Raw genomic sequence first — 23,662 nt, 5'->3', positions numbered from 1 at the left:
GGTCCAGGGGGCGGAGCCCCCTGGATTTGGATAAAGGGGCGGGACTGGGGCGCCCCGCGAGGGCTGCGCCACACCGACGACCCGGTCAGGCTCAGCGGAAGGAGTCGGCGTGCTCCTTCGCCCACTGGGCGAAGGTGAGGGCCGGGTGCCCGGTGACCCGCTCGACCGCGGGCGACACGGTGTACGCGATGACGGGCGGGTTCAGATACCAGCCCACCACGTGGTCGACGCCCTCCTCGGAGGCCCCCGTCGCGCGGACGAGGTCGCGGGCCTGCTCCTCGGTGAGCTCCTCGAAGCGGAGGTCGCGGCCGAGGGCGTCACTGAGGGCGCGGACCCGCTCGGCGGGAGTAAGCGCTTCGGGGCCAGTCAGTACGTACCGCTGGGCGGCATGGCGGCCGTCACCGGCCAGGGACTCCACGAGGGCGACCGCGGCCACCTCGCCCATGTCGGACTCGTGGACGAGCGCGCCGGGCCGGTCCCCGAGGAGACGGGCCACGCCCTCGGTGCGGAGGGAGTCCGCCCAGTCGAGCGCGTTGGACATGAACTCGACGGGTTCGAGGACGGTCCAGCCGAGGCGGCTCTCGGCCAGGGCCCGCTCGACGGCGCCTTCCACCCCGCTCCACAGCACGGTCACGTGCCGCACGCCCGCGCGCTCCGCCGCCGCGACGATCCCGGCGGCGACCTCGTCGGGGACCGGCTCGCCGTTCGCGCTCGTCATCAGGTGCAGGCCGGTCACTCCCTCCAGGGCGGGGGCGAGGGAGGAGGGGATCGAGAGGTCGCCGGCCACGACCTCGACTCCGTCGGGGAGTCGGGCCGACTCCGGCTTGCGGGTCAGGGCGCGGACCTTCTCGCCGCGCTTCAGCAGATGGCCGACCACCTCGCGGCCGACGCGGCCAGTCGCTCCGGTCACCAACACAGTCATGACGTGTTCCTCCTGCGGTCCGTTGATCTCCGTCCGTCGGGACCGTAGGAGTTAAAGGGGACTTGAGGTCAAGGGTGAAGCCGGTCCCTCCGGTCCCTCCGGACCCTCCGGTGCCTCCCCGAACCGCGCCAGCGCCAGCGCCCCGGCCACCGCCACCCCGAACCCGAGCACGGCCAGCCACCCGAGCCCGTCCCGCGTCCGGTCCCCGAGCCACACGACGCCCACGAGGGCGGGCCCGATGGTCTCGCCGATGACCATGCCCGCCGTCGCGGCGGTCACCGAGCCGCGCTGGAGGGCGGAGGTGAGGAGCAGGAAGGCGGCGCCTCCGCCGAGGAGGAGGGCGTACGCGGCGGGGTTGGCGACGACCGCCCCCGGCGAGACGTCGTCGATGAGCCGGACGGCGACCTCCACGACGCCGAAGCCGCACCCGGCCCCGAGGCCGAGAGCCACCGCACGGGCCCGGTCCGGAAGGCGCCCGGCCACGGCGCCGAGGAGGAGTACCGCCAGGGCGATGCCGAGGATCGCGAACCGAAGACCCGTGGAGCCGCCCTTGTCCCCCTCGTCGCCGGACGCGAGCCCCAGCATGGCGAGCCCGGCGCAGACGACGCCGACGGCGCCCCACTCGACCCCGCTGAGCCGCACCCGCAGGAGCCGCGCCGCGACCACCGCCGTCACGGCGAGCGACGCGGCGAGGGCGGCGCCGACGGTGTAGATGGGGAGGGACCGCAGGGCCACGACCTGGAGCAGGAAACCGAGGCCGTCGAGGGCGAGCCCGGCCACGTACCGCCACTGCCGCGCCGCCCGCCACAGCAGCGCCGGGTCGACCCCGGACCCCGTGCCGGGCGCGGTCGAGCGCGCCGCGACCGCCTGCAACACCGAGGCCATGCCGAAGCAGACCGCCGAACCGAGCGCGCAAATCATCCCAAGAGTCACGAAGTGACTTTAGGGGAGGGAGTTTCCGGAGCTCCGGCTGGGGCCGCTCAACGCGTACGGGCGTACGGGCCTACGGGTCTACAGGGCTACGGGGCAGGGGGCCGCTCATGGCGTCGGGCCAAGACGCCCCCGCTCAAGGCGTCAGGACAAGACGCCCCCGCACACCCCCCTCCGCAAGCCGCCGATGCGCCCCCGCCGCCTCCCGCAACGGCATCGTCCCGGCCACCCGCACCGTGAGCCGCCCCGCATCGGCCAGCGACGCCAGCCGGCCGAGCTCGTCGGCGTCGGCGGCGATCCACTGCTCGATCACGGTGATCCCGCGCAGCGGGACGGGCGCGGCGCCGCCGACGACGGAGACGAAGGCGCCGCGATTGCGCACGGCCCCCAGCGCGGGCATCCCGACGACGGCCGCGTCGAGGACGGCGTCCACACCCCCCGGCACCAACTCCCGCACCGCCTCTGCGACCTCGCGCGACCGCGGCACGAACCACCGCGCCCCCGCCGCCCGCACGAACGCCTCGTCCCCTTCCCCGGCGGACCCCACCACCCGCAGGCCCCGCAGCGCGGCCAGCTCCACGGCGAAGCCGCCCACCGCACCGGCCGCGCCCGTCACCAGGAGGGTCGCCCCGGGTTCCAGGCCGAGCCGGTCCAGGGCCTGGAGGGCGGTGAGGCCGTTCAGGGGGAGGGTCGCGGCTTCGGCGGGGGAGAGGCGGGAGGGGGCCGCCGCGACGGCGGTGGCGTCCAGGACCACGTACTCGGCGTACGTACCGAGCGACAGGTCGAGGCGGTCCCGCACCCCGATCACCCGGTCTCCCGGCGCGAACTCCGTCACCCCCGCCCCGACTTCGTCCACGCGCCCGGCGACGTCCCAGCCGATCCCGATGACGTCCCGGGGCGGCAGCAGGCCCGCCGAGACCAGGTCCCCGGAGCGCGTCGCCGCGTCGACCGGGTTGACCGTGGCGGCCTCGACCCGCACCCGCACCTGCCCGGCGCCGGGCACGGGCACCGGCACGTCCACGATCTCCAGGGCCTCCGGCCCGCCCACCGTCCGCACCACTACCGCGCGCATGCGTGCTCCCCTTCCGTCCGGTTGCGATCACCTGTTCAGCGACCCTATGGAGAGCTACTCTCCAGGGGGAAGAAGGCACTTCAAGGTGCGTACCGAACGCGAAGGGGAGACATGACGACGACGCCCGCCGTGACGACTGCGCGTGCAACCGCGGCCACCGCGGCCACTGCGGCCGCCGCGGCGGCCGCCTACGACGCCTACCTCGCCGAGTGCCCGGCCCGGCACCTCCTGGACCGCATCAGCAACAAATGGGTCAGCCTCATCGTCAACGCGCTCGCCGACGGCCCCCAGCGCTACACCGACCTGTCCCGGAAACTCGCCAGCGTCAGCCAGAAGATGCTCACCCAGAGCCTCCGCAACCTCGAACGGGACGGCCTGATCACCCGCACCGTCACGCCGACGGTCCCGGTCCGCGTCGACTACGCCCTCACCCCGCTCGGCGAGAGCCTGATCCCCCTGATGCGCGCGATCAAGGCCTGGGCGGAGGAGAACATGGACGAGGTCCTGGCAAACCGGACCCGGTACGACGACGCGAGCGCGTGAGGCGGCAGCCCGGTTGGCGCGGCGGAGCACGGCCTCTTTAAGCTGACCGCCGTTTCACGTCACGACACGGGGGAGTGTCAGCAAGGCATGGCAACACCGGAACAGATACCGGAACAGATACCGGAACAGATACCGGAGCGGCGGCGTCGGCTGCGCTCGAGCACCGTCGCCCTCGGCTCCATGGGCGTCCTCGCCGCCGCGCTCACGTCCTGCGGCTCGGAGCCGGACAGGCGCTGCGTGGACCGGGACAGCTACGACCTGGTCAGCGGCTACCGGGTCGTCAAGGACAAACTGTGCAGGACCGGCGCCGGAACCACCCGCACCGACGCCGCCTGGTACTACGACCCGGACGTCACCGGGCGCTACGCCGACGACGGCACGTTCAGCCGCAGCGAGGCCGTCGACCGGGACGGCTTCGGCTGCTCGGGCAGCGGCGGCGGCTGAGGGCCGCCGCCGTGGAACGCCGCACCATCACCCCGCGCCCCGGCTGGCAGCGGACCGTCGAGGAGCAGGGGCTCATCTACCCGCTCACCCGCCACCCCGACGGCTCCCTGCGCCCGTACTGGGACGAGTCCGCGTACTACGTCTTCGGCATCGCAGAGATCGAGGCCCTGGAGGAGGTCGTCGAGGAGCTGCACGCCATGTGCCTCGCGGCGGCCGGGCACATCGTCGAGCGGGACCGCCTCGCCGACCTCGGCATCACCGAGCCGCGCCTCGCCGCGCTCGTCACGGAGGCATGGCACCGCCGGGACGAACTGCCGTCCCTGTACGGCAGGTTCGACCTCCGTTACGACGGCGTGGGCGCGGCCAAGCTCCTGGAGTACAACGCCGACACCCCGACGTCGCTCGTCGAGGCGGCGAGCCCGCAGTGGTTCTGGATGGAGGAGCGCTTCCCCGGCGCCGACCAGTGGAACTCCCTGCACGAGCGCCTGGTCGACGCCTGGCGCAAGCAGGCGCGGCTGCTGCCGCCCGGCGGGCCCGTGCACTTCGCGCACTCGGCGGGCGACGAGCTCGGCGAGGACCTGATGACGGTCGCGTACCTGCGCGAGACCGCCGACCAGGCGGGCCTCACCACGGACTCCATTGCCGTCGAGGACATCGGCTGGGACCGGCTCTCGCGCCGCTTCGTCGACAAGAAGCTCCGCTTCATCCGCTCCTGCTTCAAGCTGTACCCCTGGGAGTGGCTGACGACGGACCGCTTCGCCCCGTACGTCCTGGAGACCCTCGACAACGGCGGCGGCACGGGCACGACGCTGTGGATCGAGCCCGCCTGGAAGATGCTCCTCTCCAACAAGGCGCTGCTCGCGGTCCTCTGGGAGCTCTATCCGGGGCATCCGAACCTGCTCCCCGCGTACCTGGACGGCCCGCGCGAGCTGGCCGAACGGCCGGGATACGTGGCCAAGCCGCTGCTCGGCCGCGAGGGCGCGGGCGTCACCGTGCACGAGCCGGGCGCCGCTCCCGTCGTACGCGAAGAGCCCTGCTGCTACCAGGAGTTGGCACCCCTCGCCGACTTCGACGGCAACCGCGTCGTGCTCGGCGCGTGGGTCGTCGGGAACGAGGCGGCGGGGCTCGGCATCCGGGAGTCGTCGGGCCTCGTCACGGACGAGTACGCCCGCTTCGTCCCTCATGTGATCCTCTGAAACACGATCGGAAAGCACCTCATGAACATCCAGCGAATCCAGCGAGCACACCGTCGGCGCCTCGGCCTCGTGGCCCTCGCGGCGGTCACCGCCGTCAGCCTGGCCGCCTGCGACGGCGGCAAGAAGGACAAGAAGGGCGGTCACGCGGGCGGCGCCCAGGAGGCGAGCGAGGCCCCCAAGGACCTCAAGCTCGGCCAGGCGGGCCCCGTGCAGGAGATCACCCGCTACAAGAAGACCGGCAAGTTCTCCCTCACCCCGACGAAGGTCACCCTCGGCAAGCCGGCCGACCTCAAGGAACTCGACGACGAGAAGAAGTACAAGGACAAGAAGGTCGCCTGGATCTACGTCAAGGCCAAGCACGTCGGCGGTGACGCGGTCAAGGGGCCGATGGTGATGAGCGACATCGGGGCCGAGACCGTCAGCGGCACCCCCGCCACGAAGTTCATCGTCATCGGCAGCCTCTCCAGCATGCCCGCCGACTGCAAGGGCAACGACGGCGCGAAGACGCTCGGTGGCGACGACATCTGGAAGAAGGGCGAGGAGCGCACCGTGTGCGAGCCCTATCTGATCCCCGCCACCACCGAGGTCAAGAACGTCACCTACTCGCAGGGCTTCTACAAGGAGCCCCTCAAGTGGGCGGTGCGGTAGCGGACGGTACGGCCGCTCAGCCGAACGTCACGCCGCGCGCGAGGGGATCGGTGAAGGGGCGGCCGTCCCCGGGGACCAGGGTGTCCGCGAGTTCCTCGCAGCCCTGGTCGTAGTACACCCGGGCCACGGCGTCCGTGCGGTTCCTGACGCTGTCCGCGCCCTGGAGGAGGAGGTAGCACTCCCCGTTGTCCGGGTCCTCGATCTCCAGGTCGCCGGACTGCGACGAGTGGTAGAAGAACGTGCCGGTGGCGGCGTGGGCGGTGGCGGCGGGCAGGGCGGTGAAGACGGCGAGGGCGGCAGCGGCGGCCAGGGCCGCGCGGCCGAGGCGCGCCGACGTCATGCGTGTGTGGGTCATGGGTGCCACGGTTCCTGACGGGGGTGGTGGCGCCCAGGGGGTACGGTCCCGGGCGGCCGGGAAGCCGGAGCCGGGGGTCGGGAACGCGAGGTGGGGCGGCCGGGAAGTCGGCGCGGGCGGCCGGGGTGTGCGCCCCTCGTCCGCGCCCCTCGTCCGCCCCCTCGTCCGGGTGAGTCACGGCATGCGCGGACAGCCGGGTGGGCAGCGAAAGGCCCGTTGCAGTCACCACTCTCCGAGAGGACCGCGCACATGCGCTTCCGCACCGCCCTGGCCGCCGCCGCGGGTGCCCTGACCCTGATCGTCACCCTGCCCACGTCGGCCGCCGCGGCCGACGGCCAGTTCCAGTACACGTACACCGGCCTCGACGGCACGCCCCGGATCGCTGTCCTCGACGACCCGGAGAGCGGGGAGTGCATCACCCTGCCGGAGGTGGCCGACCCGGGTTCCAGCTCGCCGGCTCACTCCCCGCGCAACCGGACGGACGCGACGGCCGTGGTCTTCACGGAGCCGGACTGCGAGGGCGACTGGTTCAGCCTGCGCCCGCACACCGGGTACGGCAGCGAGCGCCTCAAGCTCCGCTCGGTCGTGTTCTCCTGACCGAAGGTCACACGGCGCGCGCGGCTGCCGCGCGCGCCGTCGCCGTGATGTGTTCCCGCACCCCCTCCACGTACAGCCGCATGCTCTTGTGCGCCGTGTCCGTGTCCGGGTGGCGGGCGGAGAAGTGCAGGCCGTCGTGGAACCGGGCGACCCACGCGCACACCTTGTCGCCGTAGGAGACGCGGACCAGGCCGTACGCCTTCATGTCCGGCCAGCTCTCCGAGCCGGGGATGCCCCGGGTGTCGACGAACGAGACGATGGAGTACAGGTCCGGGGACGTTGGCCGGAAGTCGGCGCCGAGCTGGCTCAGGACGCGGGCGATGGGGATGCGGGAGAGCGGCTTGTTCCTGCGCAGCTGGTCACGGACCAGGCGCAGCGCGCTGTCGAAGTCGGGCGTCTGCGCGAGGGGGATCTCGATGGGCGCCCCGCCCACGTACCAGCCGAGGGACTCCTGCCACTGGGACTTCACCCGGGTGTGGAACGGCACGACGGCGCGGTACACCGGCTCGCCGCCGAGCTTGTGCAGGACGAGGGCGGTGGCGGCGAGGATGCCGACCAGGCTGCCGCCGTACGGGCGGCAGTACGCCTCGAAGGCCGCCGCGTCCGCGTCGTCCGCGAGCGGTGCGCGCAGCAGCTTCTGGGTGGGCAGCGGGCCCTCGGGGTCGAGGCCGAGGTCGACGGGGAAGTTCGGCAGCGTCCCGCCGCACCGGGCGATGAACTCGCGCCAGCGGGCGACGATCTCGTGCGTGTCGTCGATCCGGTCGGCGTTGGTCCGCTCGATCGCGCAGAAGTCGACGTAGCTGGCGACCGGCGCCGTCGTGTCGGTGCGGCCCTCGCGGGCGGCCGCGTACAGCTCGTGGAGCTCGGCGGGCAGGCGGTACATCGAGTACGCGTCCACGTTGCTGTGGTCGAACGCCGCGTAGACGCTCGCGCCGTCGTCCCTGATCACCGCGGCGTAGATGAAGTTGGGCCAGCTGAGCGCGTTCGCGGCGCTGTCGAAGCGGTCCTCCAGGTAGCGGGTGAGGGTGCCCGCGTCGGCGAAGCCGCCGACGTCCTCGCGGTGCAGCGCGACGTCGGCGGCGGACAGCGTGAACCGGCTCAGCTCGCCGTCGACCCAGCGGAAGCCGCTGCGCAGCGTCTCGTGCCGCAGGGTCCAGGCCCGCAGCGCCTCCTGGAGGGCTTCGATGTCGACCGGCCCGGCGAGGTCGAAGGCCGCGCCGAGCCAGGTCGGTACGAACAGGCCGTCCTCGCGTACGGAACGCGCCGTGCGTACGTGGGACTCCTGCACGTAGGCGGGCGGCCGGGTGTCCTCCGGCAGGCCGGCCGCCGCCTCGATGGCCGTCGGGTGCAGCGTCCACTCCACGACCCGTCCGGGACGGACCTCGCAGCGCTGGATGTCGGTCATTCGCACAGAGCTTCTCCGTTCCCGGCATCGGTCGATGCCACCGTGGCCCAACGAGGCACCGTTCCGAAAGGGACTGGTGAGGCAATCCGAGGGTTCCGTGCCGAACGCTCCGGGGCAAGACCGCACTCCGCGTCGCCGACCGGACTCAGCCCCGCCGGCTGCGGAAGTGCTCCGCGATCTCGTCCGACGTCGTCGTCCACACGCCGGGGTGGTTGACCACGTACTCCAGGGCCTCGTCGAGGTACTTGTTGCGGAAGCCCTGGCCGATGACGAAGGGGTGCAGGGCGAGCGGCATGACGCGCCCGCTGTCCGTGGCCTCCGCGTCGGCGTGCAGCTGGTCGACCTGGTCCTTGATCATCTGGACGAACTCCGGGCCCGACGTGCTCTTCACGACGAACAGGCCGATGTCGTTCAGCTCGACCGTGTACGGCACGCTCAGCATGCCCGGCACGTTCAGGTCGAACGGCTGGTCGTCGGCCGTCCAGTCCAGGACGTAGTCGAGGCCCAACTCCTTGAGCAGGTGCGGGGTGTTGTGGGTCTCGGTCAGGCCCGGGCCCATCCAGCCGCGCGGCCGCTTCCCCGTCGTCCGCTCGATCGTCCCGACGACGTCCTTGAGGAACGCGCGCTCCTCGTCCTCCGTCATGTCGGTGTGCAGGATCGAGTTGGTCCTGCCGTGTGCGAGCCAGGCCCAGTCGCGCTCCTGGCCCGCCTTGATGATCTGCGGGTAGCGGTCGCCGACGTCCGAGTTGAGCAGGACGCTGGCGCGGACGCCGTGCCGGTCCAGGGTCTCCAGCATGCGCCAGAAGCCCACGCGCGCCCCGTAGTCCCGCCAGCCGTGGTTGAGCGGGTCGGGGGTGAGCTCCGCGGTGCCCGGGTAGATGCTCGTGGACGGCTTGTCGATCTCGAAGTGCTCGATGTTCAGGCCGATGTAGAAGGCGACGCGCTTGCCTTCGGGCCAGTGGATCGGCTCGCGCTCGGTGATCGGGCTGTAGTCGTAGAGCTTGTTGTCCATGATGCTCACCTTCAGTGTGTGGTGTGGCCGTGCGCTGTGCACGGCACTTATCGTTCAACGTTCACACTGATGTGAGGGTCAAGGAGATCTTGGAAATCCGGCTATGGCGCAGGTCACCGGGCTATCCGCCCGGCCGAGGGCGCCCCACTGCCCCCGGCCGAGCGCACCGACGCCGACCGCGCCACGGCCCGCTCCCTCAGCCGAGCACCGCCCGCAGCTGGTCGAGGCCCCAGTCCAGGTCGTCCTTGCTGATCACCAGCGGGGGCGCGATCCGGATGGTCGCCCCGTGCGTGTCCTTCACCAGGACGCCGCGGTCCATCAGCTTCTCGGAGACGTCCCGGCCCGTGCCGCACGCCGGGTCGATGTCCACGCCCGCCCACAGGCCGCGCCCGCGCACCTCGGTGACCCGGCCGGACTCCGTCAACAGGCCGAGCTCCGCGTGCAGATGCTCGCCGAGCTCCGTCGCCCGCTGCTGGAACTCGCCCGTCTCCAGGAGCGCCACGACCTCGAGGGCCACCGCGCACGCCAGCGGATTCCCGCCGAACGTCGACCCGTGTTCCCCGGGCCGGAAGACGCCGAGCACATCCGTGTCCGCCACCACCGCCGACACCGGCACGACACCGCCGCCGAGCGCCTTGCCCAGGACGTACATGTCCGGCACCACGCCCTCGTGCTCGCACGCGAACGTCCGGCCCGTCCGGCCGAGCCCCGACTGGATCTCGTCCGCGATGAAGAGGACCCCGCGCTCCCGCGTCAGCTCCCGCACCCCCGGCAGATAGCCGGCGGGCGGCACCAGGACCCCGGCCTCCCCCTGGATCGGTTCGAGCAGCACCGCCACCGTCTCGTCCGTGACTGCCGCGCGCAGCGCCGCCAGGTCGCCGTACGGCACGATGTCGAATCCCGGCGTGAACGGGCCGTAGTCGGCGCGCGCCTCCGGGTCCGTCGAGAAGCTGACGATCGTCGTCGTGCGGCCGTGGAAGTTGTTGCTCGCCACCACGATCCGCGCCCGCCCGTCCGGCACGCCCTTGACGCGATAACCCCACTTCCGGGCGGTCTTCACCGCCGTCTCCACGGCCTCCGCGCCCGTGTTCATCGGCAGCACCATCTCCTTGCCGCACAGCTGCGCGAGCCGCGCGCAGAACTCCGCGAACCGGTCGTGGTGGAAGGCGCGCGACGTCAGCGTCACCCGCCGCAGCTGCTTCTCCGCGGCCTCGATGAGCCGCCGGTTGCCGTGCCCGAAGTTGAGCGCCGAATAGCCGGCGAGCATGTCCAGGTAGCGACGGCCCTCCACGTCCGTCATCCAGGCCCCCTCCGCCGACGCCACCACGACGGGCAGGGGGTGGTAGTTGTGCGCGCTGTGCGCTTCGGCCGAGGCGATGAGGTCTTCCGTAGCGGTCACGGGGGCTCCATTTCTCGCGTTCGCACTCCGTTGTGCGATGTCTTACGGCTACTTGGGGCGCAGTGCGCGTACTTCCGGTGCAGGACGGGCGCGTGGCCCGATTCCTATCGTCTCCATCGTCGCTCGCATCCTGGACGAAGAACCACTACACAGTGGAGCGCCCGATAGGCTGGTTTTCACAGCACGGCGACTGGCGCACAGGGAATCGACCCTGAGGGAGCCGTGCGAGGCACGACCTTCGAGGTGCCGCCCGCCTGGGCACCCCGGGACCACGACCGGACACCACCCCGCTCGCCCCCGGAGGAAGCCATGACCCAGCCCCCTGCCCACCAGCACCCCGCCCTCACCGCCACCGATCCCGAACTCGCCGCCCTCGTCACCGCCGAGGAGCGCCTCCAGGCCGACACGCTCCGCCTGATCCCCAGCGAGAACTACGTCTCCGCCGCCGTCCTCGAAGCCTCCGGCACCGTCCTGCAGAACAAGTACAGCGAGGGCTACCCCGGCCGCCGCTACTACGAGGGCCAGCAGAACATCGACCAGGTCGAGCGCCTCGCCGTCGCCCGCGCCAAGGCCCTCTTCGGCACCGATCACGCCAACGTCCAGCCCTACTCCGGCTCCCCGGCCAACCTCGCCGTCTACCTCGCCTTCGCCGAGCCCGGCGACACCGTCATGGGCATGGCCCTGCCCATGGGCGGCCACCTCACCCACGGCTGGGGCGTCTCCGCCACCGGCACGTGGTTCCGCGGCGTGCAGTACGGCGTCCGCGAGGACAACGGGCTCATCGACTTCGACGCCGTGCGTGACCTCGCCCTCAAGGAACGGCCCAAGCTGATCTTCTGCGGCGGCACCGCCCTGCCCCGCACCATCGACTTCGCCGCCTTCGCCGAGATCGCCCGCGAGGCCGGGGCCGTGCTCGTCGCCGACATCGCCCACATCGCCGGGCTCGTCGCCGGCGGCGCCCACCCCTCACCCGTGCCGTACGCCGACGTCGTCTCCACGACCACCCACAAGACCCTCCGCGGGCCGCGCGGCGCGATGCTCCTCGCCCGCGAGGAGTATGCCAAGGTCATCGACAAGGCCGTCTTCCCCGGTCTCCAGGGCGGTCCCCACAACCAGACCACCGCCGCCATCGCCGTCGCCCTCCACGAGGCCTCCCAGACCTCCTTCCGTGATTACGCCCGGGCCGTCGTCGCCAACGCGAAGGCCCTCGCGGAGGCGCTGCTCGCCCGTGGCTTCGATCTTGTTTCCGGCGGCACCGACAACCATCTGATCCTGATGGACCTCACGCCCAAGGACGTGCCGGGCAAGGTCGCCGCGAAGGCCCTTGACCGGGCCGGGATCGTCGTCAACTACAACACCGTTCCCTTCGATCCCCGCAAGCCGTTCGACCCCTCCGGCGTGCGGATCGGTACCCCTTCCCTCACCTCCCGTGGTCTGGGCACCGAGCACATGGATGTCGTGGCCGACTGGATCGACCGGGGTGTGCGGGCTTGTCGCGAGGCGGATGAGGATGCGCTGGGGAAGATTCGCGGTGAGGTGGGGGAGTTGATGGCGGCGTTTCCTGCGCCGGGGCTTGCGGTTGGTTGAGTTTCTGGTTGGTGGTGGGTGGGTGGGTGAGGGGGCGGGTGCGGGTGCGGGTGCGGGTCGGTGGGGGGTTTCGCCTGCGCTGCGCGCGGCGGATTCTTTCCCACCCGCCCGCCCGTGACTCTCGACCGGCCGGGGAACGCCCCTCGCGGGGGTGATCCGCCGTTGGCGGCTGTCGCTGTCGCTGTCGCTGTCGCTGTCGCTGTCGCTGTCGTTGCCGTTGCCGTTGCCGTTGCCGTTGCCGTTGCCGTTGCCGTTGCCGTTGGCCGGTGGCCGGTGGCCGGTGGCCGGTGGCCGGTGGCCGGTGGCCGGTGCCGGTGCCGGTGCGGCTGCCGTTGGCCGGTGGCTGGTGGCCGTTGGCCGGTGCCGGTGCGGCTGCCGTTGGCCGGTGGCTGGTGGCCGTTGGCCGGTGCCGGTGCGGCTGCCGCTGACTGGTGGCCGTTGGCCGGTGGCCGCTGCCGCTGGGCTCTGGTGCGGTCGCAGGTGCCGGTGTCGCTGGGCTCTGGTGCCGGTGCCGGTGCCGGTGCCTGTGTCTGTGCGGATGCGGTCGCCTGTGCCTGTGCCTGTGCGGTCGCCGGTTCCGGTGTCTGTGTGGGTGCTGTGGGTGTGGCCTTAGGCGTCCAGGAGTTCCTGGTGGGGGGTCGTGTTCTCCGGCTCTCCGCGTCGGCGTAGGTGCCAGACCGACGCGGCGCCTATGGCCGCCCCGGCCGCCGCGCTCGGTATCGCCCAGTGCCAGCCCGTGTCGGTGGTGCGGGGCGTGGCGGCCGCGTCCGGCTTCTCGGCCTTGGGAATCTTCCATGTGGACGGTGGGGCTACTCCGTCGGTGCCGTTCTTGGACTTGGGGCCCAGGACGTCCAGGTCGTTCAGGAGGGCGCGCAGGGCCGTGGGGTTGGCCGCCTTGTGCCAGCGGCCGGTCAGGGACTCCATGTCCGTCGTCGTGTGGATCCATATCGTCCGGTCCGCCCGCTTGGGGGCGGTCGGCTTCGCGTACACCCGGTCCACTCGCCATGGGCGCACGTCGTGGATCAGCCAGGTGACGTTGACCTGGCGGGATGTGGCCAGGCCCAGGTCCGGTGGCTGGCTGCGGGTGCCTCCTTCCGCAGCGCCCAGGAGGGACTCCAACTCCTCGTACTGCCTGTGGCTGGCGTAGAGCGAGGCCGTCCGGGCGCTCTCCGGCGACACCACCAGCACGCTCGTCGGTCCGCCCGCCGCCGCCCCGGACGCCCCAAGGAGCACGGCCGCCAGCGCCGTCATCAGCACCATCGCTCCCTCTACTCCTCGTACTCCTCGTACTCCTCGCATCTGTGACCCCCTGCGGCTCCCCGGCGCGGCCCCTCCGCGCCGACTTCACTTCTGGTACACCGCCCGAGCCCCGCGGGTTCCCACCCCCGGCCCACCGATCTCGGACCGGGGCCACCGGCTACCTCGGGACCGACCGCGCCACGCCGAGCGCCCGATCCTTCGACGCCACCCCTTCGAGCCGCAGCGTCAGGTCCTGGTCCTCGCCGTGCGTCCACAGCAGCGTCGGGCCCGCCGTCCGCTCCGTGCGCGTCCACTGCTCGCCCTCGGCGTCCCGCATCCAGAACTCCAGGCGGTGCGGGCGGGCGAACCACAGCGCCATCCCGACGCCGATGTCCTCCCAGTCGGGGCGCACGTCGAGCCGCTTGGTGAAGCCCGGGTCCAGCTGCGCGGGGAACTCGTCGAGCCGGACCGTCCGGCCGCCCTCGCGCCAGCACAGCGTGATCAGGAAGCGGTCGCCCGGTCCGCGCGTGACCGCCGCCGCGTCCGGCTCGCCGAGGGCCTTCGGCACGACGGGCCGGAACCCGGCCGCACGCTCGGCCCGCGCCAGCGACACCGGCGACGCCCCGCACCCCGGCGTGCCCGCGGCCGACGTCGGCGGCGACGGGTCGTACCGCACCTCGACGCCGCCGAAGTCGAACCAGTCGAACCAGTCGGAGACAGCCGCCCGCACCGGCGGCGTCAGCGCGAGCACCGTGAGCAGGGCGCACGCCGACGCCGTGACCGACCGCCACCGCGCCCGCAGGCCGTGCCGCAGCCGCCGCCCGCCGTCGCGGAGCCGCGCGCCGGGGCCGGGCCGCCGGGGCACGGCGCCCTCGGCCACTATCTGGGCCAGGACCCGCTCGACCATCGTCTCGCCGCTCTCCGGCCGGTCCAGGGCCCGCCCGAGCGCCCGCAGCTCCTCCGGCAGCAGACGCTCCCGCTCGTCCCGCTCGTCCCCTTCACCCACGCCTGTCACCTCCCTCTCCCACTGCGCCGCCCTCTCCGCCCTCTCCGCCGTCTCCTCCCGCTCCCTCCGGAAGCAGCCGCTCCAGCTTGCGCAGGGCTCGGTTCAGGCGGGACTTGACCGTGCCCCGGGGCCAGCCGAGTGCCTGGGCCGTCTCCGCTTCGTCCATGTCCAGGAGGTAGCGGTACGTCACGACCATGCGGTGGTGCTCGCTGAGGTGGTCGAGGGCGGACAGGAGCGTGGTCCGGCGCTCGCGGTCCAGGGTCGCGACCGCCGGGTCCGCCGATTCCGGTATCAACGGCTCCGCCTCGGCGTACAGCGCCTCGCGGCCCACCACCGAGCGCCGCCGCGCCGCCGAACGCACTGTGTTCCTCGTCTCATTGGCGACGATCGAGAGCAGCCACGGCTTGAACGCCGAGCCGTCCCGGAACCGGCCCAGGGCGCAGTACGCCTTGAAGAAGGACTGCTGCACCACGTCCTCCGCGTCCGCGCCCGCGCCGAGCGCGGCGGCCGCCCGCAGCGCCACGCCGGTGAAGGCGCGCACCAGCTCGGCGTACGCCTCCGGCTCCCCGGCGCGCACCCGCGCGATGACCGCCGCCTCGTCGACGCCGATGCCGTCCCCCTCAAGCGCCCGCCCCGCCGTACGCCCCGGAGCTCGCTCCAGGGCCTTCCCCCGTGCACTCACACCTTTGGTACACCGCCCGGACCGCATCGGTTCCCACCCGTCGCGAACCAGTTCTCGACCAACGGGCGACACCTGAGAGAATGCTGAGCATGGCCTCTGATCGTCTCCGCTCCGCCGCCGGTGACAGTCCGCGCGTGCTCTCCGGGATCCAGCCCACCGCGGGCTCGTTCCACCTCGGCAACTACCTGGGCGCCGTCCGCCAGTGGGTGGCCCTTCAGGAGTCCCACGACGCGTTCTACATGGTCGTGGACCTGCACGCGATCACGGTCCCGCAGGACCCGGCGGACCTGCGCGCCAACACCCGGCTCGCCGCGGCCCAGCTGCTCGCCGCCGGGCTCGACCCCGAGCGCTGCACGCTGTTCGTCCAGAGCCACGTCCCCGAGCACGCCCAGCTCGGCTGGATCATGAACTGCCTGACCGGCTTCGGTGAGGCGTCCCGCATGACGCAGTTCAAGGACAAGTCGGCCAAGCAGGGCGCCGACCGCGCCACCGTCGGCCTGTTCACGTACCCGATCCTCCAGGTCGCCGACATCCTGCTGTACCAGGCCCACGAGGTCCCGGTGGGCGAGGACCAGCGCCAGCACATCGAGCTGACCCGCGACCTCGCGGAGCGCTTCAACGGCCGCTACGGGGACACCTTCAGGCTCCCGTCGGCGTACATCCTCAAGGAGACCGCGAAGATCTACGACCTTCAGGACCCGACGATCAAGATGAGCAAGTCGGCGTCCACCCCGAAGGGCCTGATCAACCTCCTCGACGAGCCGAAGGCCACGGCGAAGAAGGTCAAGAGCGCGGTCACCGACACCGACACGGTGATCAAGTACGACACCGAGAACAAGCCGGGCGTCAGCAACCTGCTCACGATCTACTCGACGCTCACCGGAACCGGTATCGCGGAACTTGAGCAGAAGTACGACGGCAAGGGCTACGGTGCGCTGAAGACGGACCTCGCCGAGGTCATGGTCGACTTCGTGACGCCGTTCCGGGAGCGCACCCAGCAGTATCTGGACGACCCGGAGACGCTCGACTCGATCCTGGCCAAGGGCGCGGAGAAGGCGCGCGCCGTCGCCGCGGAGACGCTCGCCCAGGCGTACGACAAGGTGGGCTTCCTGCCCGCCAAGCACTGACGTACGGAAGCCGCAGCAGTACCGCCGCGCCCCGGTGCGGCGCGCACGCCCTGCCCACCAACACGACGACAGGAGTACGACGTGGGGACCGTAACGATCGGTGTGTCGATCGCGGTCCCGGAGCCACACGGCAGCCTGCTCCAGGAGCTGCGTGCGGGCTTCGGTGACCCCGCCGCACACGGCATCCCCACGCACGTCACGCTGTTGCCGCCCACCGAGGTGGACGCGTCCGCGCAGTCCGCGATCGAGGCCCATCTGGTGTCCGTCGCGGCGCGCGGGCGGCCCTTCCCGATGCGGCTCTCCGGCACGGGTACGTTCCGTCCGCTGTCGCCCGTCGTCTTCGTGCAGGTCGTCGAGGGCGGGTCGGCCTGCGCCTGGCTGCAGGAGCGGGTCCGCGACGCGTCCGGGCCCGTCGCGCGGGAGCTGCAGTTCCCGTACCACCCGCACGTCACCGTCGCGCACGGCATCGCCGAGGAGGCGATGGACCGTGCCTACGAAGAGCTCTCCGGCTACGAGGCCGAGTGGTCCTGCACCGGCTTCGCGCTGTACGAGCAGGGGGCCGACGGGGTGTGGCGCAAGCTGCGCGAGTTCCCCTTCGGCGGGAGTACGGTGCCGCCGCAGGCCGCGTCCCGGGACACGGTCACACGGGGAGCCGTCTGAACAACGGGCGCGGTACGTGGCGCAGCGCCGACATCACCACGCGCAGCGTGCCCGGTACCCACACCGTTTCCGAGCGGCGCCTGAGGCCCGTCTCGATGGCCTCCGCCACCGCGGCCGGGGTCGTCGCCAGCGGGGCCTCCTCCAGGCCCGCCGTCATCTTCGACCGTACGAAGCCGGGGCGCACGACCATGACGTGCACGCCGGTGCCGTGCAGGGCGTCGCCCAGGCCCTGGGCGAAGGCGTCGAGGCCGGCCTTGCTCGATCCGTAGATGAAGTTCGAGCGGCGGGCGCGTTCGCCGGCGACGGAGGAGAGCACCACGAGGGAGCCGTGGCCCTGTGCCTGCAGTGCCTTTGCGCAGACCAGGCCCGCGGAGACGGCGCCGGTGTAGTTCGTCTGCGCCACCCGTACCGCGGACAGGGGGTCGCCCTCGTCCCTCGCCTGGTCGCCGAGGATGCCGAAGGCCAGCAGGACCATGTCGATGTCGTGCTGCGCGAAGACCTTGGCCAGGGCTGCGGGGTGGGACTCGGCGTCGAGGGCGTCGAAGGGGACCGTGCGGGTGTCCGCGCCGAGGGCGCGGAGCTGTTCCGCGGACTTCTCCAGGGTGGGGGAGGGGCGGCCCGCGAGCCAGATCTTGCGGGTGCGGCGGGCTGCCAGGCGGCGGGCCGTGGCCAGGGCGATCTCCGAGGTGCCGCCGAGGACCAGGAGGGACTGGGGGGTACCGAACGCGTCTTTCATGGGGTCCGTTCTGGGGGAGTTCTGTTGGTGCGGGTGGGGTCCCTCGCGGGTGCGCCCCAGGCCCGCCCCTTCCCGAACCAGGGGGCTGCGCCCCCTGGCACCCCCGCTTTATCGGCGCCGCGCGCCTCGCCCTCAAGCGCCGGGCGGGCTGAGATCTTCGCTGCTGTCGGCTGGTATCTGCGGGGGTCTGGGGCGACAGCCCCAGTGGGAAGGGCGGGTGGGTGGGGAATCAGCCCGTCCGGCGTTTGAGGACGAGGCGCGCAGCGCCGGAGAGGAGGGGGTCTGGGGGCGGAGCCCCCAGGGTGAGGGTGGGTGGGTGGGGGAATCAGCCTGCCCGGCGCTTGAGGCGAGGCGCGGAGCGCCGACTGGGCCGGGTCAGAGGGTGAGGCGGCGGGACAGGTCCGAGCGGAAGATGGTGGTGGGGTCCAGCGTGGTGCGCAGGGCGCGGAAGTCGGCGAGGCGGGGGTACATCGTCGCCAGGAGCTCGGGCCGGAGCCGGGAGTCCTTGGCGAGGTAGACGCGGCCCCCGGCCCCCGCCACCTCCTCGTCGAGCTCGTCGAGGAAGGAAGGCAGGCCGGGAAGTCCCGCCGGGATGTCGAGGGCGAGCGTCCAGCCGGGGCGGGCGAAGGACAGCCAGCCGGGATCCGCGTCGCCGAAGCGTTTGAGGACGGCGAGGAAGGACGGGCACCGGTGCCGCACGATGCGCTGGACGATGCGGCGCAGGGCGTCCTCCCTGCCGTGGCCGACGACGAATTGGTACTGGACGAAGCCGCCGCGGCCGTAGACGCGGTTCCAGTGGGGGACGCCGTCCAGGGGGTGGAAGAAGGCGGAGATCTTCTGGAGTTCGCCGGTGCGGTGGCGCGGGGCCCTGCGGTACCAGAGTTCGTTGAAGAGGCCGACGGTGGTGCGGCCGAGCAGGCCCGAGGGGACGAAGGCGGGGGCGGGCGGGAGCTGGCGGGGGCGGAAGGCCAGGGGGGCCGTGCGGGCGCGGGGCGGCAGCGCGTCGAGGGGGGCGTGGTCGCCGCGGGTGAGGACGGCGCGGCCGGTGGCGGCGCCGCGGGCGAGGAGGTCGATCCACGCGACGGAGTAGCGGTAGCGGTGATCCGTGGCGGTGAGGCGGGCCATCAAGTCGTCGAGGTCCGTGGCGCGTTCGGTGTCGACGGACATCAGGGAGGTCTCGACCGGCTGGAGTTGGAGCTTCGCCTTGAGGATCACGCCGGTCAGGCCCATGCCGCCCGCCGTCGCGTCGAAGAGCTTGCTGCCGGGCCGCACCTTGCGCACGGTGCCGTCGGCCGTGAGCAGGTCGAGGGCGCGTACGTGCCGGGAGAAGGAGCCGGAGACGTGGTGGTTCTTGCCGTGGATGTCGGCGCCGATCGCGCCGCCGACCGTGACGTAGCGGGTCCCGGGCGTCACCGGCACGAACCAGCCGAGCGGGAGCAGGACTTCCATCAGGTGGTGCAGGGAGACGCCCGCGTCGCACACGACGGTGCCGGTGTCCGCGTCGATCGCGTGCACGCGGTCGAGGCCCGTCATGTCGAGGACCGCGCCGCCCGCGTTCTGCGCGGCGTCCCCGTACGCGCGGCCGAGCCCGCGCGCGATGCCGCCCCGCTCCGCACCGGTGCGCAGCGCGTCCACCGCCCGGACCGCCTCCTCCTGCGAACGGGGCCGCACCAGGCGGGCGGTGGTGGGGGCGGTGCGGCCCCAGCCGGACACGGACACGGACGCCGTGGGGGGTTCGGGTGCGGGGGTGGGAGACATGGGCGTGACCGTATCGCCCGGAATGAGGTGAGTTAGTCAGCTTCGTATGCTGTTCGACGCAAACGATACCTCTCTCACCGAAATGGGTGATTACATGAGTGTCACCCAAGATTGTCCCGATTATTCGGATGGTGGCTAGAAGAGTCGGACGCATGCATGACATGGACCACCGGCTCCTCGCGGCCCTGCGCGACTGCGGACGCGACCCACGCGTGGCGGCCGCCGCCCGCGCCCTGTCCTGGAGCGGCGAGCACGGCGCGGTGTGGCTCGCCGCGGGCCTCGCCGGTGCCGCCCTCGACCGCGAACGGCGCGGCGCCTGGCTGCGCGGCACCGCGCTCACCGCGGCCGCGCACCTGGCCAGCATGGGCGTGAAGCAGGTCGTGCGCCGCCCGCGGCCCGGTCACGTACGGCCGCTCGTCCGCACCGCGGGCCGCCACTCCTTCCCCAGCTCGCACGCCACGTCGGCGGCCGCCGCCGCGGTCGCGTACGGCGCGCTCCGCCCGGCGGGCGCCCGCCTCGTGCCCCCGCTCGCCGCCGCGATGTGCGTGTCCCGCATGGTCGTCGGCGTCCACTACCCGTCGGACGTCGCGGCGGGCGCGGCCCTCGGCGCGCTCACCGCACGGGCGGGCGCCGCGTGGATGGGCCGCGCCCTCGCGTACACAGGGGGCACCGATGGCTGAGCGCACCACGAGCGGCACCACCACGCGCACCGCCCTCCTCGCCCCGCCCACGCCCCCGCCCCCCACCCCCAAGCCCGGCCCCGTGAGCCTGCCGATCGGGCTCCTGCGGACCGCCCGGCCCCGCCAGTGGGTCAAGAACGTGCTGGTCGTCGCCGCCCCCGCGGCCGCGGGCGAACTGTTCTCGCACCACGCGCTCAGCCAACTCGCCCTCGTCTTCACCCTGTTCACGGCCGCCGCAGCCGCCGTCTACCTCATCAACGACGCCCGCGACGCCGACGCCGACCGCGCCCACCCCACCAAGTGCCGCAGACCCGTCGCCGCGGGCCAGGTCCCGGTGTCGGTCGCGTACGCCGTGGGCGCGCTGCTCGCCGTCCTCGCGCCCGCGGCCGCCGCCGCCCTGTGCAACCCGCTCACGGCGGCCCTGCTCGCCGCGTACGTCGTGATGCAGCTGGCGTACTGCGTCAGCCTCAAGCACGTCCTCGTCGTCGATCTGGCCGTGGTCGCCACGGGATTCCTGATGCGGGCGATGATCGGCGGGCTCGCGCTCGGCATCCCGCTGTCCCGCTGGTTCCTGATCACGACCGGCTTCGGCGCGCTCTTCATGGTGTCCGCCAAGCGGTACTCCGAAGCCGTGCAGATGGCGGGCAAGGAGGGCGCCACCCGGGCGCTCCTCACCGAGTACACCACCGGCTACCTGCGGTTCGTCTGGCAGCTCGCGGCGGGCGTCGCCGTCCTCGCGTACTGCCTGTGGGCCATGGAGTCCGGCGGGATCGAGGGCACGGGACTGCTGCCGTGGCGGCAGCTGTCGGTGGTGGCCTTCGTCCTCGCCGTCCTGCGGTACGCCGTCTTCGCCGACCGCGGCACGGCCGGCGAGCCGGAGGACGTGGTGCTGCGCGACCGGGCGCTCGCGCTCATCGGCCTCGTCTGGCTCGCGATGTACGGCCTCGCGGTCGCGGACTGGTGACCTCCGTGCGTGGGCTGCGTGGGCTGCGTGGGCCGCGCGGACTGGTGGCCTCCGTGCGCTCCCACGCGCGCGAGCTGCTCGGCTTCGCGGCCGCCGGGATCTGCGCGTACGCCGCCGACCTCGGCCTGTTCGTCTGGCTGCGCGGGCCCGGCGGGTTCGACCCGCTGACCGCGAAGGCCCTGTCGTTCGTCGCCGGCTGCACGGTCGCGTACGCGGGCAACGCGCTCGGCACCTACCGCCGGGCCGCCACCGGCATCTCCCCGCTGCGCCAGTACGCGATCTTCTTCGCCGTCAATGTCGCGGGCGCCCTCGTCCAGCTCCTCTGCCTCACCGTGTCCCACTACGGCCTCGGGTTCACCTCGCGGCGCGCGGACACCGTGTCCGGTGCGGGAATCGGCATGGCACTGGCCACTGTCCTGCGGTTTTGGGGTACCCGGACCTTGGTATTCCGATCACGGGCCGCAGCGCGGACCGCAGCACAGACCGCACCACGAACGGGGCAGGCGACATGGACTGGCTGAAGAAGCTCCCCGGCATCGGGCCGCTCGTCGAACGGCTCACCCGCACCCATGCATGGCACTCCTACGAACGGCTCGACCAGGTCCACTGGGCCCGGCTCGCCGCCGCGATGACCTTCGTCAGCTTCCTGGCGCTCTTCCCGCTCATCACGGTCGCGGCGGCGATCGCCGCGGCCACGCTCTCGCCCGGGCGGCAGCGGAAGATCGAGGACAAGATCTCCGAGCAGGTCCCCGGCATCTCCGACCAGCTCGACCTGGACGCGCTCATCGCCAACGCGGGCACCGTCGGCGTCGTCGCGGGCGCCCTGCTGCTCTTCACCGGCATCGGCTGGGTCGGCTCGATAAGGGAGTGCCTGCGCGCCGTCTGGGAGCTCGAGGACACCGAGGAGAACCCGTTCCTGCGCAAGCTCAAGGACGCCGGGGTCCTCGCCGGGCTCGGCGGCGCGGGCCTCGCCTCGCTCATCTGCTCCGCCGTGGCGTCCACCGCCGTCGGCTGGACCGCGGACCGGCTCGGCATCGACAAGGACGGCGCGGGCGGCGTACTCCTCCAGGTCCTCGCGTTCGCCGTCGCCGTCCTCGCGGACTTCCTGCTCCTGCTGTACGTCCTCACGCTGCTGCCCGGCGTCCACCCGCCCCGGCGCGCCCTCATCGTCGCCGGTCTGATCGGCGCGGCCGGGTTCGAGCTCCTGAAGGCGCTGCTCGGCGGCTATATGAAGGGCGTCGCAGCGAAGAGCATGTACGGCGCCTTCGGCGTGCCCGTCGCACTGCTGCTGTGGATCAACTTCACCGCGAAGCTGCTGCTGTTCTGCGCCGCGTGGACGGCGACGCAGACCCAGCGGCGTACGGCGGAGTCCCCGCGTACCGAGGAATCCCCCCGTAGCGAGGAATCCCCCCGCACAAAACCGCCCGCGGCTGAGCCGCGGGCGGACGGGGTCACTGGCGGCGCAGCGGCCAGCGGCGGTTGAGCAGGAACACGGCGCCCGCGATCAGCGCGAGGACACCGGCCGTGATCCCGAGCGCGACGCCCATGCCGCTCGACTTCTCGTCGGAGGCGTGCGCCACCTTCTCGGCGGAGCCGCCGTTCGGGGCGCCCTTGCCCGCGCCGGTCTTCGCGCCCTTCGGGGCGACGAGCTCGCCGACCGGCTTGACCTTGCCGTGGGCCGCGAAGCCCCAGTCGAGCAGGCGCTCCGTCTCCTTGTAGACGGCGTGCGGCTCGCCCGACGACGGGTTCATGACGGTGACGAGCAGCACCTTGCCGTTGCGCTCGGCGACGCCCGTGAAGGTGTTGCCCGCGTTGGTCGTCGAGCCGTTCTTGACACCCGCGATGCCCTTGTACGGGTCCAGGCCCATGTCACCGGTCAGGAGCCGGTTGGTGTTCTGGATCTCGAAGGAGCCGCGCTTCGTCTTGCCCTTGTCCTTGCCCTTCTTGATCTTCTGCGTCTCGCCGGGGAACTTCGCGACGGCCGTCGCGCAGTACTCGCGGAAGTCCTTCTTCTGCAGGCCGGAGCGCGCGAAGAGCGTCAGGTCGTACGCGGACGACACCTGGCCCTTCTCGTCGTAGCCGTCCGGCGTGACGACGTGTGTGTCGAGGGCCTGGAGGTCCTCGGCGTGCTTCTGCATGTCCTTGACGGTCTGCGGCACGCCGCCGTTCATCGACGACAGGACGTGCACGGCATCGTTGCCGGAGCGCAGGAAGACGCCGAGCCACAGGTCGTGGACCGAGTACGTCTCGTTCTCCTTGACGCCGACCATGCTGCTGCCCGCGCCGACGCCCTCCAGGTCCTTCAGCTCGACCTTGTGCTTCTGCGTCTTGGGGAACCGGGGCAGGACCGTGTCGGCGAACAGCATCTTCAGGGTGCTCGCCGGGGCCAGGCGCCAGTGCGGGTTGTGCGCCGCGAGCACCTCGCCCGTCTCGGCGTCCGACACCATCCAGGAGCGGGCCGACAGGTCCTTCGGCAGCACGGGCGCGCCCGCCTTCAGGTCCACCTGTGTGCCCGGCTTGCCGAGCCGCGCGCCGCCGACCGTGGACATCTGGGCGGGCGGCTTCGGCTGTTTGTCCTTGTCGCCGCCGGGCTTGTCGTCGGCGAAGGCGGGCGCGGTGGCCGACACGGACAGCAGGGTCGCGGAGGCGAGGAGCAGGGTGATCTTTTTCAGGGCAGGCACGGACGAGAGGGTACGGGGC

General features: G+C 72.3%; 25 protein-coding genes and 1 riboswitch. Of the genes, 12 read left to right on the top strand and 13 right to left on the bottom strand.

Annotation, left to right across the window (positions count from 1 at the left end):
• Window positions 1-91: 91 nt before the first annotated feature.
• The 3 genes from ACFWZ5_RS25600 to ACFWZ5_RS25590 form a co-directional block, all read right to left on the bottom strand.
• Window positions 92-922 carry an NAD(P)H-binding protein gene (locus ACFWZ5_RS25600; protein ID WP_384800785.1) on the bottom strand — a complete coding sequence of 277 codons (831 nt, stop codon included), beginning with the start codon at window positions 920-922 and terminating at the stop codon, window positions 92-94.
• Between the two features lie 51 nt (window positions 923-973).
• Window positions 974-1,843, bottom strand: coding sequence for a hypothetical protein (locus tag ACFWZ5_RS25595; RefSeq protein ID WP_384800788.1), 870 nt, complete (start codon window positions 1,841-1,843; stop codon window positions 974-976).
• A 145-nt stretch (window positions 1,844-1,988) separates the two neighbouring features.
• Window positions 1,989-2,924 carry an NADP-dependent oxidoreductase gene (locus ACFWZ5_RS25590; RefSeq protein WP_384800782.1) on the bottom strand — a complete coding sequence of 312 codons (936 nt, stop codon included), beginning with the start codon at window positions 2,922-2,924 and terminating at the stop codon, window positions 1,989-1,991.
• Window positions 2,925-3,035: 111 nt separating this feature from the next.
• Between ACFWZ5_RS25590 and ACFWZ5_RS25585 the strand changes: the two genes are divergently transcribed.
• The 4 genes from ACFWZ5_RS25585 (at window position 3,036) to ACFWZ5_RS25570 (ending at window position 5,755) form a co-directional block, all read left to right on the top strand.
• A complete protein-coding gene (locus ACFWZ5_RS25585) occupies window positions 3,036-3,467 on the top strand; it encodes a winged helix-turn-helix transcriptional regulator (RefSeq protein WP_384800779.1) in 432 nt (143 codons plus the stop codon).
• An 87-nt stretch (window positions 3,468-3,554) separates the two neighbouring features.
• Entirely contained in the window at window positions 3,555-3,911 is a 357-nt protein-coding gene (locus tag ACFWZ5_RS25580) for a hypothetical protein (protein ID WP_384800776.1), read from the top strand.
• 11 nt (window positions 3,912-3,922) lie between these two features.
• Window positions 3,923-5,107, top strand: coding sequence for a glutathionylspermidine synthase family protein (locus ACFWZ5_RS25575; RefSeq protein ID WP_384800773.1), 1,185 nt, complete (start codon window positions 3,923-3,925; stop codon window positions 5,105-5,107).
• Window positions 5,108-5,128: 21 nt separating this feature from the next.
• Entirely contained in the window at window positions 5,129-5,755 is a 627-nt protein-coding gene (locus tag ACFWZ5_RS25570) for a hypothetical protein (protein WP_384800770.1), read from the top strand.
• A gap of 16 nt (window positions 5,756-5,771) precedes the next feature.
• Here the strand turns inward: ACFWZ5_RS25570 and ACFWZ5_RS25565 are convergent, their stop codons facing one another.
• Window positions 5,772-6,110 (bottom strand): hypothetical protein, encoded by a 339-nt coding sequence (locus ACFWZ5_RS25565; RefSeq protein ID WP_384800767.1) that lies wholly within the window; start codon window positions 6,108-6,110, stop codon window positions 5,772-5,774.
• Between the two features lie 249 nt (window positions 6,111-6,359).
• Here ACFWZ5_RS25565 and ACFWZ5_RS25560 point away from each other — a divergent pair, with 249 nt between their 5' ends.
• Entirely contained in the window at window positions 6,360-6,707 is a 348-nt protein-coding gene (locus ACFWZ5_RS25560) for a hypothetical protein (protein ID WP_384800764.1), read from the top strand.
• Window positions 6,708-6,714: 7 nt separating this feature from the next.
• Here the strand turns inward: ACFWZ5_RS25560 and ACFWZ5_RS25555 are convergent, their stop codons facing one another.
• The 3 genes from ACFWZ5_RS25555 to rocD form a co-directional block, all read right to left on the bottom strand.
• On the bottom strand, window positions 6,715-8,112 hold the full coding sequence (locus ACFWZ5_RS25555; RefSeq protein ID WP_384800761.1) for a condensation domain-containing protein: 1,398 nt from the start codon (window positions 8,110-8,112) through the stop codon (window positions 6,715-6,717).
• A gap of 145 nt (window positions 8,113-8,257) precedes the next feature.
• Window positions 8,258-9,124 (bottom strand): polysaccharide deacetylase family protein, encoded by an 867-nt coding sequence (locus tag ACFWZ5_RS25550; protein ID WP_384800759.1) that lies wholly within the window; start codon window positions 9,122-9,124, stop codon window positions 8,258-8,260.
• A gap of 196 nt (window positions 9,125-9,320) precedes the next feature.
• Window positions 9,321-10,523 carry an ornithine--oxo-acid transaminase gene (gene rocD, locus ACFWZ5_RS25545; protein ID WP_384800756.1) on the bottom strand — a complete coding sequence of 401 codons (1,203 nt, stop codon included), beginning with the start codon at window positions 10,521-10,523 and terminating at the stop codon, window positions 9,321-9,323.
• Between the two features lie 176 nt (window positions 10,524-10,699).
• Window positions 10,700-10,790, top strand: a riboswitch (ZMP/ZTP riboswitch).
• Window positions 10,791-10,832: 42 nt separating this feature from the next.
• On the opposite strand from rocD, the gene glyA reads away from it, so the two are divergent.
• Complete coding sequence (glyA, locus tag ACFWZ5_RS25540; RefSeq protein WP_384800753.1) at window positions 10,833-12,110, top strand: serine hydroxymethyltransferase; 1,278 nt, start codon at window positions 10,833-10,835, stop codon at window positions 12,108-12,110.
• Between the two features lie 609 nt (window positions 12,111-12,719).
• Here the strand turns inward: glyA and ACFWZ5_RS25535 are convergent.
• The 3 genes from ACFWZ5_RS25535 to ACFWZ5_RS25525 all read right to left on the bottom strand — a co-directional run bounded on the left by ACFWZ5_RS25535 (window position 12,720) and on the right by ACFWZ5_RS25525 (window position 15,037).
• Window positions 12,720-13,370, bottom strand: a complete 651-nt coding sequence (locus ACFWZ5_RS25535; RefSeq protein ID WP_384800750.1) for a hypothetical protein — start codon at window positions 13,368-13,370, stop codon at window positions 12,720-12,722.
• Window positions 13,371-13,527: 157 nt separating this feature from the next.
• The gene (locus ACFWZ5_RS25530; protein ID WP_384800746.1) at window positions 13,528-14,364 is read right to left on the bottom strand and encodes a hypothetical protein; all 837 of its coding nucleotides are present in this window, start codon (window positions 14,362-14,364) and stop codon (window positions 13,528-13,530) included.
• Window positions 14,348-15,037: an RNA polymerase sigma factor gene (locus ACFWZ5_RS25525; protein WP_384800743.1), complete on the bottom strand. Its 690-nt coding sequence runs from the start codon at window positions 15,035-15,037 to the stop codon at window positions 14,348-14,350. The genes ACFWZ5_RS25530 and ACFWZ5_RS25525 overlap by 17 nt, the downstream gene beginning before the upstream one ends.
• 80 nt (window positions 15,038-15,117) lie before the next feature.
• On the opposite strand from ACFWZ5_RS25525, the gene trpS reads away from it, so the two are divergent.
• Both trpS and ACFWZ5_RS25515 read left to right on the top strand, forming a co-directional pair.
• Complete coding sequence (gene trpS, locus ACFWZ5_RS25520) at window positions 15,118-16,164, top strand: tryptophan--tRNA ligase (protein ID WP_384800740.1); 1,047 nt, start codon at window positions 15,118-15,120, stop codon at window positions 16,162-16,164.
• An 81-nt stretch (window positions 16,165-16,245) separates the two neighbouring features.
• Window positions 16,246-16,824 (top strand): 2'-5' RNA ligase family protein, encoded by a 579-nt coding sequence (locus ACFWZ5_RS25515; RefSeq protein ID WP_384800737.1) that lies wholly within the window; start codon window positions 16,246-16,248, stop codon window positions 16,822-16,824.
• Here ACFWZ5_RS25515 and ACFWZ5_RS25510 read toward each other — a convergent pair.
• A complete protein-coding gene (locus ACFWZ5_RS25510; protein WP_384800734.1) occupies window positions 16,805-17,560 on the bottom strand; it encodes a decaprenylphospho-beta-D-erythro-pentofuranosid-2-ulose 2-reductase in 756 nt (251 codons plus the stop codon). The two genes, ACFWZ5_RS25515 and ACFWZ5_RS25510, sit on opposite strands and share 20 nt — an antisense overlap.
• A 375-nt stretch (window positions 17,561-17,935) precedes the next feature.
• Complete coding sequence (locus ACFWZ5_RS25505) at window positions 17,936-19,318, bottom strand: FAD-binding protein (RefSeq protein WP_384791166.1); 1,383 nt, start codon at window positions 19,316-19,318, stop codon at window positions 17,936-17,938.
• Between the two features lie 152 nt (window positions 19,319-19,470).
• Here ACFWZ5_RS25505 and ACFWZ5_RS25500 point away from each other — a divergent pair, with 152 nt between their 5' ends.
• Genes ACFWZ5_RS25500 through ACFWZ5_RS25485 form a run of 4 tightly spaced genes read left to right on the top strand, consistent with a single transcriptional unit; the run spans window position 19,471 to window position 22,445 of the window.
• Window positions 19,471-19,998 carry a phosphatase PAP2 family protein gene (locus tag ACFWZ5_RS25500; protein WP_384791169.1) on the top strand — a complete coding sequence of 176 codons (528 nt, stop codon included), beginning with the start codon at window positions 19,471-19,473 and terminating at the stop codon, window positions 19,996-19,998.
• On the top strand, window positions 19,991-20,962 hold the full coding sequence (locus ACFWZ5_RS25495) for a decaprenyl-phosphate phosphoribosyltransferase (protein WP_384791172.1): 972 nt from the start codon (window positions 19,991-19,993) through the stop codon (window positions 20,960-20,962). Before ACFWZ5_RS25500 ends, ACFWZ5_RS25495 begins: the two co-directional genes overlap by 8 nt.
• Window positions 20,963-21,006: 44 nt before the next feature.
• A complete protein-coding gene (locus ACFWZ5_RS25490) occupies window positions 21,007-21,483 on the top strand; it encodes a GtrA family protein (protein WP_384791358.1) in 477 nt (158 codons plus the stop codon).
• Entirely contained in the window at window positions 21,471-22,445 is a 975-nt protein-coding gene (locus tag ACFWZ5_RS25485) for a YihY/virulence factor BrkB family protein (protein WP_384791175.1), read from the top strand. Before ACFWZ5_RS25490 ends, ACFWZ5_RS25485 begins: the two co-directional genes overlap by 13 nt.
• Here ACFWZ5_RS25485 and ACFWZ5_RS25480 read toward each other — a convergent pair.
• On the bottom strand, window positions 22,414-23,643 hold the full coding sequence (locus tag ACFWZ5_RS25480; protein ID WP_384791177.1) for a D-alanyl-D-alanine carboxypeptidase family protein: 1,230 nt from the start codon (window positions 23,641-23,643) through the stop codon (window positions 22,414-22,416). The two genes, ACFWZ5_RS25485 and ACFWZ5_RS25480, sit on opposite strands and share 32 nt — an antisense overlap.
• Window positions 23,644-23,662: the final 19 nt, after the last annotated feature.

The sequence above is a fragment of the Streptomyces sp. NPDC059003 genome, assembly GCF_042740445.1.
GTDB lineage: Bacteria > Actinomycetota > Actinomycetes > Streptomycetales > Streptomycetaceae > Streptomyces.
This window is presented reverse-complemented; position numbering and strand designations above follow the sequence as displayed.